General features: G+C 40.1%; 14 protein-coding genes and 1 pseudogene. 3 read left to right on the top strand and 12 right to left on the bottom strand.

The window, feature by feature from the left end; translation table 11 throughout:
• Window positions 1-301: 301 nt before the first annotated feature.
• Window positions 302-1,819, top strand: coding sequence for a LysM peptidoglycan-binding domain-containing protein (locus tag ASU00_RS22635; protein WP_236712811.1), 1,518 nt, complete (start codon window positions 302-304; stop codon window positions 1,817-1,819).
• Window positions 1,820-1,833: 14 nt separating this feature from the next.
• Here ASU00_RS22635 and ASU00_RS22640 read toward each other — a convergent pair whose 3' ends face one another.
• Together ASU00_RS22640 and ASU00_RS22645 are read right to left on the bottom strand one after the other, a co-directional pair.
• Complete coding sequence (locus ASU00_RS22640; RefSeq protein ID WP_057915708.1) at window positions 1,834-2,730, bottom strand: DMT family transporter; 897 nt, start codon at window positions 2,728-2,730, stop codon at window positions 1,834-1,836.
• A 38-nt stretch (window positions 2,731-2,768) separates the two neighbouring features.
• Window positions 2,769-3,731 (bottom strand): oxidoreductase, encoded by a 963-nt coding sequence (locus ASU00_RS22645; protein ID WP_057915709.1) that lies wholly within the window; start codon window positions 3,729-3,731, stop codon window positions 2,769-2,771.
• Window positions 3,732-3,998: 267 nt separating this feature from the next.
• On the opposite strand from ASU00_RS22645, the gene ASU00_RS22650 reads away from it, so the two are divergent.
• Window positions 3,999-4,865 (top strand): LysR family transcriptional regulator, encoded by an 867-nt coding sequence (locus ASU00_RS22650; protein WP_057915710.1) that lies wholly within the window; start codon window positions 3,999-4,001, stop codon window positions 4,863-4,865.
• A gap of 291 nt (window positions 4,866-5,156) precedes the next feature.
• Here the strand turns inward: ASU00_RS22650 and ASU00_RS22655 are convergent, their stop codons facing one another.
• The 5 genes from ASU00_RS22655 to ASU00_RS22665 form a co-directional block, all read right to left on the bottom strand.
• The gene (locus tag ASU00_RS22655) at window positions 5,157-5,360 is read right to left on the bottom strand and encodes a zinc ribbon domain-containing protein (RefSeq protein ID WP_057915726.1); all 204 of its coding nucleotides are present in this window, start codon (window positions 5,358-5,360) and stop codon (window positions 5,157-5,159) included.
• Between the two features lie 39 nt (window positions 5,361-5,399).
• On the bottom strand, window positions 5,400-5,801 hold the full coding sequence (locus tag ASU00_RS22660; RefSeq protein WP_057915711.1) for a DUF2500 domain-containing protein: 402 nt from the start codon (window positions 5,799-5,801) through the stop codon (window positions 5,400-5,402).
• A 281-nt stretch (window positions 5,802-6,082) separates the two neighbouring features.
• The gene (locus ASU00_RS27020) at window positions 6,083-6,271 is read right to left on the bottom strand and encodes a hypothetical protein (protein WP_152983830.1); all 189 of its coding nucleotides are present in this window, start codon (window positions 6,269-6,271) and stop codon (window positions 6,083-6,085) included.
• A 141-nt stretch (window positions 6,272-6,412) separates the two neighbouring features.
• Window positions 6,413-6,619 (bottom strand): hypothetical protein, encoded by a 207-nt coding sequence (locus ASU00_RS25585; RefSeq protein WP_161809774.1) that lies wholly within the window; start codon window positions 6,617-6,619, stop codon window positions 6,413-6,415.
• A gap of 107 nt (window positions 6,620-6,726) precedes the next feature.
• Window positions 6,727-7,686: a ketopantoate reductase family protein gene (locus ASU00_RS22665; RefSeq protein WP_057915712.1), complete on the bottom strand. Its 960-nt coding sequence runs from the start codon at window positions 7,684-7,686 to the stop codon at window positions 6,727-6,729.
• Window positions 7,687-7,850: 164 nt separating this feature from the next.
• Between ASU00_RS22665 and ASU00_RS22670 the strand changes: the two genes are divergently transcribed.
• The gene (locus tag ASU00_RS22670) at window positions 7,851-8,429 is read left to right on the top strand and encodes a TetR/AcrR family transcriptional regulator (RefSeq protein WP_057915713.1); all 579 of its coding nucleotides are present in this window, start codon (window positions 7,851-7,853) and stop codon (window positions 8,427-8,429) included.
• A gap of 447 nt (window positions 8,430-8,876) precedes the next feature.
• Here the strand turns inward: ASU00_RS22670 and ASU00_RS22680 are convergent, their stop codons facing one another.
• The 5 genes and pseudogenes from ASU00_RS22680 to ASU00_RS22690 form a co-directional block, all read right to left on the bottom strand.
• A complete protein-coding gene (locus tag ASU00_RS22680) occupies window positions 8,877-9,218 on the bottom strand; it encodes a hypothetical protein (RefSeq protein ID WP_057915715.1) in 342 nt (113 codons plus the stop codon).
• A 44-nt stretch (window positions 9,219-9,262) separates the two neighbouring features.
• The gene (locus tag ASU00_RS22685; RefSeq protein WP_057915716.1) at window positions 9,263-9,586 is read right to left on the bottom strand and encodes a hypothetical protein; all 324 of its coding nucleotides are present in this window, start codon (window positions 9,584-9,586) and stop codon (window positions 9,263-9,265) included.
• Window positions 9,587-9,605: 19 nt separating this feature from the next.
• Window positions 9,606-9,784, bottom strand: a pseudogene (locus ASU00_RS25185) (IS1595 family transposase); the annotation flags it as partial.
• A gap of 534 nt (window positions 9,785-10,318) precedes the next feature.
• Window positions 10,319-10,462, bottom strand: coding sequence for a hypothetical protein (locus ASU00_RS25590; RefSeq protein WP_161809775.1), 144 nt, complete (start codon window positions 10,460-10,462; stop codon window positions 10,319-10,321).
• A 230-nt stretch (window positions 10,463-10,692) separates the two neighbouring features.
• Window positions 10,693-11,019, bottom strand: a complete 327-nt coding sequence (locus ASU00_RS22690; protein ID WP_057915717.1) for a hypothetical protein — start codon at window positions 11,017-11,019, stop codon at window positions 10,693-10,695.
• Window positions 11,020-11,070 lie beyond the last annotated feature (51 nt).

An 11,070-nucleotide genomic window follows, 5' to 3' on the forward strand; every position in this document is an offset into this window, starting at 1 on the left:
AAGTTTGGCGATTTTATCTACGGATTCAGCGTTTTATCTGCAAGTTGGGCGCTTTTATCTACGGATTCAGCATTTTACCTGCAAGTTGGGCGATTTTATCTACGATTTCAGCATTTTATCTGCAAGTTGGGCGCTTTTATCTACGGATTCATCGTTTTATCANTTGAATTGTCATTGTATAAAGCGCTTCACTCATTTATGCAGCGATCATGCTTTCCACAATGTACCTCTATTTTCTGGAGATTCTCCATAGTAAACTAGTGAAGGTATCATGATCAACAAGAAGGAGAATAGAATAATAGTGAAAAAATTCATTGGATATCTCGTTATGTTAAGCCTTCTTTGTATATGTCTTTTTCCGACCAGCGGCAAGGCAGCAAGTCAACCGCAATACATCGGTTCGGTTAAAGCGGGCAATACAAAGGTTTATAGTTCTCCTAATCTAGATTCTTCATTGCTATACACCTTAAAAAAGGGCGAGGCGTATCCCGTCATTTCCACTGTTGCCGGGGATTCTTCGAGGCCTATTATACATACAGTAAAGACTGGAAATACATTATGGAAGATTGCTAATCAATATGGGGTTACCGTTAGTGCGTTACAAAAAGCAAACAAATTACCCTCTTCCGACATCTTGGTTGGGCAAAAATTGAAGGTACCGCAAACGTATAAGGTGCATACGGTTGTTTCAGGAGATACATTGTGGAAGATTTCCCAAAAGTACGAGGTAGCCTCGGGTGATTTGACGAAATTAAACAACTTACGGACTTCTTCGCTTAAAGTTGGGCAAAAATTGAACATTCCCGATTATTACTACCAGGTTCAATTGCTTGGCGGAAAAAAGGGCTGGATCAAGAAATCCCAACTCCAAAAAAAGGCGCAAAAGCGTATCGTCATGGGCTGGAAGCATAATGGATCGAAGGAAAACTACACGCAGCAGCTGAAACATCCGAATTTAAATGTAGTGTCTCCACGTTCTTATACGCTGACGGATACCGGTAATTTCGTTTCCGCTTCTGTAGATACAAACTACGTTCAATACGCTCATAAACAAGGAAAACAAGTTTGGCAGCTTATTGGAAATAAGTTTGACCCTGTTTTAACTGATTCTGTACTAGGAAATACAAAAAAACGGCAGAAGTTAGTTGCAACTTTACGCGATTCACTAGTTAAAACGAAGAGTGATGGAATCAATATCGATTTTGAAAACATCGATCCAAAAAATAAGAAGGATTTTGTCCTTTTCATAAGCGAACTGAAAAAGGCGCTAAAACCTCACGGAATCACCATATCCGTGGATGTGACCCGAGAAAACGCAGACCCCTTCTGGTCGAAAAGTTTGGATCGGAAAGAACTTGGCAAAATCGCGGACTATATCATCATCATGGGCTATGACGAGCATTGGGGCGGAAGCCCGGTTGCCGGGTCCGTTTCCTCTTTACCTTGGATCAAAGAAGGAACGAAGCTTTTAATGAAAGACGTACCTGCTCATAAGATTATTTTGGCCGTGCCATTTTATACGAGAGAATGGGTAACCGATCTATCGACCAATAAAGTGAAAAGTCATGACCGAACCATGGCCGAGGTCAATAAAATCATTTCAACTCATAAGCTTAAAAAGGTGTGGGATAAAAACACCTCACAAAATTACGTTGAGTATACTTCCAATGGGGAAAAGCATCAAATCTGGATAGAAGACAAAACATCGATGAAGCTTCGTCTTGATCTAGTAAGACAAAATCATCTCGGCGGTGTATCTGCTTGGTACATCGGAGCGGAAACACCTGACATTTGGGATGTGTATCATTTTAATCAATAGGAAAAAAAAAGGCCTCACATGGTGTGAGGTCTTTTCTGCATAATTTCATTTCCAGTCGGTTTTGTCGATCTAAGTGAATAGATCATCCCAATGAAAATCAAGGAAATGCCCAAGATTTGCATCTTATCCGGCACAAACCCCGAAAGCAGAATATCCAAAAGAATCGCAACTGCCGGATCTACAAAGATCATGAAAGAGACTACATTTGTAGGCAAATGGCGAATGCTATTGAAAAACAGAAGATAGACAACGCCAGTATGGATGATGCCAGTCAGTATCGTGTAAAACCATTGCGAAGCATGCAGCGTGGTGTACACGGAAAAATCAACAAAAGGAAGCAGCAATAAAAAGCCAATGAACATTTGCAGGAAGGTGGTCGCATAGACACTCGTCTTTGTAATGCTTTTTCCTAAAAGCATCGTTGCCGCATAGAAAAACGCCGCAATGATTCCATAGATGATTCCTTCCCATTGGGGAGAGGCTGATCGAAATCCATCCGTCCCCATAATCAATAAGGTGCCAATGAAGCATAATGAAATGGCCAGGATGGAGGATAAAGACATCTTCTCCCTAAAGATGAAGCTCCCTATGATAAGTACAATGATTGGCGCTAAATGATAAAGGGAAATGGCGATGGTCACGGATATCAGCTCAAATGATTTAAACAGGAAAATCCAATTTAACAAATTGGTTACCGCACAAAAAACGATCAACATGCCCTCTCTACTATCCCATTTCTCCCTTTTGAAATGTCCTGTAGCCACCCAGGCTGTACATAAGAATATAGCAGCACATATGCAGCGAACAAAAACCAGTTCCAATGCAGGAAGTCCCGTTCGTCCCGAAAAGAATCCGACGGAACCGAAGATAGCCATCGCAAGGAACAGTTGAGAAAGTGCTACTCTATTCATATATTTTTCTCCTTGTATTATTCGTTTAGCTAATGCTATCATTTCTCGGGCATTCCGTCACGAGTGATGATATTGGCCCACATTTGATCTGGAATAGCTAATGTACACCTGCTATCCCGCGGCAAGGTCGTCATGATTTCGTCTTCCCTGCCTTCCTTTATTTTGGCCGCCCAATCTGGTTCCATCAATAATTCCCTGCCTAGGGCGAAAAGCGGAATGTTTTTTTCAAGCACAGCATTTGCTTCTTCAGGAGTATAAATAGATCCGAGAGAGATGAAGCTGGTCCTGCCAGCGATGATATCGCGGAAGATTTCGGTCCTTGTTTCCCTCCTGTTCGATCCGCTTCTTGGCATCGACCAGACATTTTTAACAGAAAGATGTAAATAGGAAAGATCTTGACTTGCCAATTTGTTCACCAATGCAGCTGTGTCATCCATTTTCAATCCGCCTGCTTCCGGTTCTTCGGGGGAGAAGCGATACCCAATAATGAAGGTCTTGTCAGCGTATAGATCACGAATCCGCTTCACCTCCGCGATGACGGCAAGTGAAAAGTTCATTCTATTCTCCAAGCTCCCTCCCCAATGATCTGTCCGTCTGTTAGAGTGGGGTGAGAAAAACTGCTGAAGGAGATATCCATTCGCTCCATGAATTTCCACGCCGTCGAATCCTGAACGTATGGCATGGCGTGTGGCCCTTCCAAAGTCTTGAATAGTCGATAGAATCTCAGTCTGGCTCATGGACCTTGGCATGTATTCCCCTCCCCTTTCTTTATAAACACCTGCAATGATACCACTCGGACTCACCATTCGTTCTCCGCCCGTACAGCTTGGAAGGCTTTCGCTTCCGCCATGATGAAGCTGAAGAATCGCTTTTGCACCATTTGATTTGATTGTTTTTGAAAGCTGTGTGAGTCCAGCGATGCTTTGCTCGCCATATACTTTCATTTGCCGGGGAAAGCTCGTAGCAACAGGGGAAATGGCGGCAGCTGCAGTAATGAACATCGCTGGTCCTTCCGATCTTCTTTTATAGTAAGCCAACTCCTCGTCAGAAACCAAGCCATCCTGTTTTTAAGAACCGTTCCATTGGCAAGCGTGTACGGCGTGAAAATTTGCTCGTATTTCCGTTTCATCACTTTTACATCCCCGCTTCGTATTTTATTTGTATGTTTATTTTATTCTCGACCATAACATAAGTAAAATGAATGTTTTTCATCACTTAGATTAGAGTTTCTCATGTATAATCAACATTAGAAGAAAGGGGTGGAGAATATGAATTTTTTTCAACTGGAAGTCTTTTTACATGTTGTTGAAGCTGGAAGTTTTACGAAAGCGGGAGACCGGATCGGACTTACTCAATCAGGGGTAAGCCATAACATGACAGCGCTTGAAGCGGAACTCGGTGTGACTTTATTAAAGCGTGATCGAAAAGGCATAACGCTCACGACTGCGGGAGAACAGGTTATTCCACATATGCGGGCCATCGCTGCCAACCTTACACATATTGAACAAAAGGTTGCCGCTGTGAATGGAATGGAAATCGGGAAAATAACGATCGGCAGTTTTCCAAGCTTCACTGCCAAATTCATACCGCAGCTATTCTCTGCCTTTAAAGAGAAATACCCTACGATTGAATTGCTGATTCATGAAGGTGGATATGAGGAAATCTTAAAATGGATCGAAGAAGGAACAGTGGACATCGGCTTTGCAGCAAAGCCAGTGAAGAACGTGGAATTCATCCCTCTGCTAACAGATCCTTTATCAGCTGTCGTATACGAAGACCATCCACTTAAAGGGAGAACCGCAATCAACCTTGAGGAATTCGTTGATGAGCCATTCATCATGCTGCGATCCGGCTGTGAAACACTTATAGAAGAGAAGTTCCTTGAAGCCAAAATAAAACCAAGCATTTCATACGACATGAAAGACAACCAAACGGTCCTCTCCATGGTAGCAGGGAAACTAGGAATCACGATCATGCCCAACCTGGCATTACCGGAAAAACCAGAACGCATCAAAAGTCTGCCCTTGAAACCGGAGCTTTCCCGGGAGATTGGATTGGTCATGAAATCATCTAGACACCTCTCACCAGCCGCCAAGGAATTTACAAAAGTCGTTCAAGACTTTTTTCAAAAATGAAAAGCCGCCTGTTTAATAACGGGCAGCTTCCTTTCTAAATGACTTTATGCTTTGCTCATAATCGGAGGTTCCAGCTCCTTCGGGATTAAGGCTTCTTACATTTCACCATTCCTGATGAGATATTCCTTTCATTACAATTAGAGCGTGATACACTGTATCAAAGGATTAAAGAAATTGAAGACAAACTACATGTATCACTCTCAACCTTGAAGCAACAAGCATGAAATCAGATTACATTATATGAAAAAAGAATCTCCTTTTCGGATAAAAGAAGATTCTTTTTTGCCATGATCATCCGAAGAATAAATCAAGCAAATTACTGCCTGCCGATGATTGCTTATTATAAAACTCCGAATAGCCGCATTGCTTGCAATACACTACCGTGAATTGATTATTCTGGACATCGAACATCTTTGACAATCCAGTTCCAGTCATGGCTACGTCCTTTTTGGCCGCATCCTTGCTGCCGCATTTCATGCACCCTTTTTCATTCATGATTTCACTCTCCCGAATTTCATTTATAAAGCTCATCGATTATGAGACTCCATGATCCTTCCTGGCAAAACCAAGATACCTTGTTCCTTGGAACGTTAACGTGCCGCTATCCCCTTCTGCAAGCATCCCAAACTCCGTGCCTGAAAGAGGGAATTCGAACCGATCTCCACCCTCAAATTCAAAAGTACTGAAATAGATCGTGGAGCTACTATGCGAAGAGATATATTGATCGCTTGTGTGAGCATGCCTCGTCACTTTGGTCCGTTTACTTTTTACAACGGCAGGAACAGTCAAGCGAGGGGATTCCTCGTTTTTCTTCCATTGACGAGCCCCGTTGAATAATTGAAAGATAATGATGATAAATAAAATAACAAACATGATTCCAATAAACTCTGGAGCAATCGTGAACATCCATTCCTCACTTCCGCCAAAACCGTCCATGAAAAACCTCCTCCTTTCCAGATGTTAACATATACGAATGACCTGAATAAAAGTTTCGACCTGTACGCGTACATATCAAAATGCGCTGCTAGCACATCAGGCTGTGAAAAAAATCAGTGGAGATAGTTAAGGATACTCACGCCAAACACATGAAATTCCAAAAGGAATAAAATAAAAAAGGCAAGGTGCTCTAGCACCCTGCCTAAAACATCTTTGGATTCAAGAAAAAAATAACCACCCTATTCGTGAGTTTCGGTACTTTATTCGCGAGTTTGGCGACTTTATTCGTGAGTTGGTGCTTTATTCGTGAGTTCGGCGACTTTATTCGTGAGTTTCGGTACTTTATTCGCGAGTTTGGCGACTTTATTCGTGAGTTTGCCGACTTTATTCGTGAATTGGTGCTTTACTCGTGTGTTTCTGCACTTTACTCGTGAATTTCGGTACTTTACTCGTGAGTTTGGCGACTTTATTCGTGAGTTGGTGCTTTATTCGTGAGTTTCGGTACTTTACTCGTGAGTTTCGTTACTTTATTCGTGAGTTTGGCGACTTTATTCGTGAGTTTCGGTACTTTATTCGCGAGTTTGGCGACTTTATTCGTGAGTTTGGCGACTTTATTCGTGAGTTGGTGCTTTACTCGCGAGTTTGGCCACTTTATTCGTGAGTTTCGGTACTTTATTCGCGAGTTTGGCGACTTTATTCGTGAATTTCGGCACTTTATTCGTGAGTTTGGCCACTTTATTCGTGAGTTTGGCCACTTTATTCGTGAGTTTGGCCACTTTATTCGTGAGTTTCGGTACTTTATTCGTGAGTTTGGCCACTTTATTCGTGAATTGGTGCTTTACTCGCGAGTTTGGCGACTTTATTCGTGAATTGGTGCTTTACTCGTGAATTTGACCACTTTACTCGCGAATTCCGCCCTAAGCAATTAATCTTTCATCCGAAAATACGGCTCGAGTGCTGTGAGCCGCGGAAGGTCTATGCCGAGCCGTCTCGCGTCAGCCAATACATCTCTTGGGAAGAAGGCGAACGATTCATGTGGGATATATGCTGTATCTTCCATCCGTTCCATGATTGCGCCTGCTAGCGTCCCGCCCGTAATCAGTTTATATACTCCATACCCAACTAAACTAGCAGGCAGGTGCAGCATCAGCCTCATGCCGAAGCTAGCTTTGCGCCCTTTTGCTTCAATCATAGGAAGCATTTCACGCATTAACAGCAGAGCTGGCTTTACGTATTGTGGAGATTGATACATATTTTGATAACTTCCCATCTTCAATGCCTGCGCAGCCATACCGGCATTCAGGATAAAATGCTCCAAATACCAGGCGTACATATCTTTTTGCAAGGATACGGAGAAGCCTGCCTGTTGGAACAGATCGACAACACTTTGGTGCCTTTCCCCGGAGGAAGCGGTAGCGGCAGATTCCAAGTAAATCGACTTTAAAAATCCTGCTTCCAATTTATTTTTGCCTCTAAAGCCCCCTCCTCCACCTGGAAAGCCCCACAATATCTGATCTTTTGGCAGCCGTGCGGCTACAGTCCCTTGATCATCCCACACGTTATTGAAAATTAAAATGGTCGCGTTCCCCGCGCGTTCGCCCACTATTTTAGACGCTTCCTCGAATTGCTCGTGGTTCACACTGAGGAAAATGAGGTCATAGTCGTGATCTGGACTGATTTCCTCACGCATTGTAATAAACCATCGCTCTCGGACCGGGATTCCTTTTCTATGTTTTCGGCCATCCAATAAATCCAAGTCAACATAATCACCGTAATGGGCAGCCCTTCCCGGTCGCACATAAAATTCGACCTCGTTCCCTGCCTTTTCAAGCGCCCATCCGTACTGGGTCGCCATCACACCCCGCCCAAACAGTAAAATCTTCATCTTGTTGTCCTCCTTGAAAGTTTTTAAATTTAACCAACCATATTTAAAAACTACTATATAGTTATCTCCGCGATTTGTCAAAAGTTTTTAAATATAATCCCGTATGTTTAAAAACTACCCGTTTTATGTCATAATACATGTATCAACGAATAAGAGGGAATGTCATGAACAAATATGAAATCAGAACGAAAAAAAAGAAAGACTCCATCATCCAAGCGGCTCTAGAACTATTCCGAGACAAAGGGTACACAAACGTCAGCATTAATGAAATTGCCTCCCATTCAGGCGTATCCTCCGTTTCCATCTACAACTATTTTGGCAACAAAGAAGGTGTAATTAAGGAATGTGCGCGTTTTCTGATGCAGGAAACAACACAGATGGTGAACGATTTACTTCTAGAAAACATCAGCTTTAAAGAAAAATTGCTACGAGCAGTCTCCATTTGTGCCGAGAAGCCTCATCAGCTCTTGGAAGAATACTTCTCACAGGAAGCGTTACATGATACAGTTTTTGTGGATTTATACAAAGAAAGCGCGAACGAGATCCGAAGGGACATATTGCAAGTATTCATCGAATCTGGAAAAAAGGAAGGCACAATCGATGCTTCCATTTCAACGGAAACAGTCATGGAGTTTCTTGAAATCGCTGCGAGCATCCAGGCAAGCTGGGAAACGAAGGAAGATCATCAAACAAAAACGGCGGAGATCGGAAAGCTTATCCTATATGGTTTGATAGGACGTTAAAGCCCATGAAAAAGAAGAGGCAGCATCAAGCCACTCCTCTTCTCTGTAGAAAAATCATTTTGGGTTCCTACTCTATTTTCTCATGACCACAAACTTTTTCGAGTCATATTCACAACAAGCTTCTTTTCCAATTTAGTAAAAATACTGATTTCCATTCTACTTTGCCTCACTAACCAACGGATATAAAAAATTCACGAAAATAAAAACCGTAGAAATAAAAAATAATATATATGCGAGCTTTTTCCTTTTAGGAATTTGCTCCACTCCAAATAAAAGTAAAAATAGACTAACGACTAAATTAAAATACAAATTATCATCCATGCCATAAAAGAAGCTCATTATCGATAAAACTACAATGGTAAAACTAATAGTTAACCCCTTAAAAATTACTAATTTACTGTTCTGTTTGTCATTTGTTCTTTCAAAAAAAATCCCCAATATCATCCCTCAGTTTTGAAGCTTATATAATGTTGCAGTGTCCGAAGGTTTAAAACTTACCAAAAACCCTTTGAGTTCCTCTTTAATTTTCATCGCTAAACTTTGCCCGATTTGGTTATGTTTTATTTCTAATTGTTCTCCATTTACAATCAAGTTGTCGTTTTCCCAATCTATCCATTCCCCATAATTCATAGCCCATGTTTTAACTTCTATCATTAAATTCTGACTCAATGGCAACTCATCGATGTCCAAATTATTGCCACAATTTTTACACCAAACTGGATCTGTTTCATAATCAGCCTCAATTATAATTTCATGAGTATCTTGTGGGCAATTACACTTTATTTTCATGAATCCTCCCTGTTTATAGAATCTTCTTCTGAAAATCACCATATTCAACTCGTCATAACTAATAATAGCGTTAATATTACAAAACCTACATATACCCCAGTTTTCTTTTTACTATCAGGTTCATCTTCAAATTTTCTCGTAAGCAGCAACATTACTGACATTCCCATGGCGAAAGAATAATGTATCGCATTATCAATAGAGTCTTCATCTTGTCCTAAAATCGCATATGAAATTATACAACCGCCTAATATAATAACACTAAACGCAATTTCCAGAAAAATATGATTCTTTATAAACCGATCACTTGAATTGGCAATTAATAGAACCCAAAATAAACCTAAGACACTATAAAATAAAAATGTATTCATATGCAAATAACCTCAATTTATTATTGAGATTTTGAATATGATAAAGTCCTCTTACACGTTCTGTGCCCTGATTAAAACGATAGTGTTACAACCCCTTGCTTTATGCTTGAGTAGAAAATGCCGTCCAAGCATCGGTGCAAAGCGTATCCGTCGACACAATTTAGAGCCGCTAGCCTTGTCTAATAGGGTTTTCCTAATTATTTATAAACAGGTTTTAGTATGAGGACATAGAAAAACCCCGAAATAAGGGACCTTTTATCATTTCCATTATTCGGGGTAAAATCCAGATCCATCCACATGACTTTCTTTGAATCTCCTAACGTCTTTAGAGTAACTTATTAACACTAAATTATTTCTACTCGTTGAATTTCAAAAGAACAGTTGCAACAAGGTAAAGTATGAAAAATAAAACAAATAATTATAGGTATATTTTAACTTTCAGATCAGAAGTATCCGTTTTCCTTCTTGGCCTTGTCCAGAAATATAGTCGGATCATTATTAAACAAAATATTATAGATATAAAAATGTATAAAATTTTGACCACTGAACTACCTCTCATAACTTAATATATTTATTTTCTTCCGCTTGTAATTTCGTTCTATTACTATATAGACCATTCGGAACAACGTACATCACAGGATTATTATTTGAATCCGTATAACCATTTTGTGATAACGGCTCATGAGGCATATCCTGGATGTGAGTCTAGCTAAGAATCTCCCGTTCTCTGGATTACATTATTTCCACATCATAATAATAGCCCGAATGACGAATTGAGTTTGTTTTAGCCACTACTCCGACTTCCTTCAATACATTCCCATAGGCATCATAAGTATAAGAACCAGCTTCATTGCCTGCGTTATCACGAATCACCACGATGATTTGTCCAATAGTGATACACTTTTTTCCTTCTGAATTTCTGTATTTATATTTTTATTCATCGAAACTTCCGTCCAGAAGCATTTCACCTATCGAAACATAAATAACCCCGGATAAGGACACTTTTTTATGTTTGTCCGTTATCCGGGGTACAGTTTAAATGTCTAAGGTAATTTTGTTAAAGCCGTTATAAAACTGCGCCTAAAATACTTTTAAATTCACGGTAATTAACTCGTCATTACTAATAATAGCGTAAATATTACAAAACCTACATATAACCCCGTTTTCTTTTTACTATCAGGTTCGTCTTCAAATTTTCTCACAAGTATCCACATTACTGACAATCCTATACCGAAAGAGTAATGTATTGCATTATAAAAAGAGTCTTCATCATGTCCTAAAATCGCATAAGAAATTATACAACTGCTTAATACGACAATAACACCAAACGCAATTTTTATAAAAATGTGATTCTTAATAATACGATCACTTGAATTGGCAATCAATAGAATCCCAATAAGTACTAGGACACTATAAAATAAAAAAGTATTCATATGCATATAACCTCAATTAATAGAATTTAATATACTCGTAATTATTTTTTT

Origin of the sequence: Peribacillus muralis, assembly GCF_001439925.1 — a bacterium.
GTDB lineage: Bacteria > Bacillota > Bacilli > Bacillales > DSM-1321 > Peribacillus > Peribacillus muralis.

What these genes read in the sequence shown, in the direction of transcription:
- ASU00_RS22650 (WP_057915710.1), top strand. Translation starts at nt 3,999, where the DNA reads ATGAATTTTTTTCAACTGGAAGTCTTTTTACATGTTGTTGAAGCTGGA.
- ASU00_RS22655 (WP_057915726.1), bottom strand. Translation starts at nt 5,360, where the DNA reads ATGAATGAAAAAGGGTGCATGAAATGCGGCAGCAAGGATGCGGCCAAA.
- ASU00_RS22640 (WP_057915708.1), bottom strand. Translation starts at nt 2,730, where the DNA reads ATGAATAGAGTAGCACTTTCTCAACTGTTCCTTGCGATGGCTATCTTC.
- ASU00_RS22660 (WP_057915711.1), bottom strand. Translation starts at nt 5,801, where the DNA reads ATGGACGGTTTTGGCGGAAGTGAGGAATGGATGTTCACGATTGCTCCA.
- ASU00_RS22680 (WP_057915715.1), bottom strand. Translation starts at nt 9,218, where the DNA reads ATGAAAATAAAGTGTAATTGCCCACAAGATACTCATGAAATTATAATT.
- ASU00_RS22690 (WP_057915717.1), bottom strand. Translation starts at nt 11,019, where the DNA reads ATGAATACTTTTTTATTTTATAGTGTCCTAGTACTTATTGGGATTCTA.
- ASU00_RS22665 (WP_057915712.1), bottom strand. Translation starts at nt 7,686, where the DNA reads ATGAAGATTTTACTGTTTGGGCGGGGTGTGATGGCGACCCAGTACGGA.
- ASU00_RS22670 (WP_057915713.1), top strand. Translation starts at nt 7,851, where the DNA reads ATGAACAAATATGAAATCAGAACGAAAAAAAAGAAAGACTCCATCATC.
- ASU00_RS22685 (WP_057915716.1), bottom strand. Translation starts at nt 9,586, where the DNA reads ATGAATACATTTTTATTTTATAGTGTCTTAGGTTTATTTTGGGTTCTA.
- ASU00_RS22645 (WP_057915709.1), bottom strand. Translation starts at nt 3,731, where the DNA reads ATGTTCATTACTGCAGCTGCCGCCATTTCCCCTGTTGCTACGAGCTTT.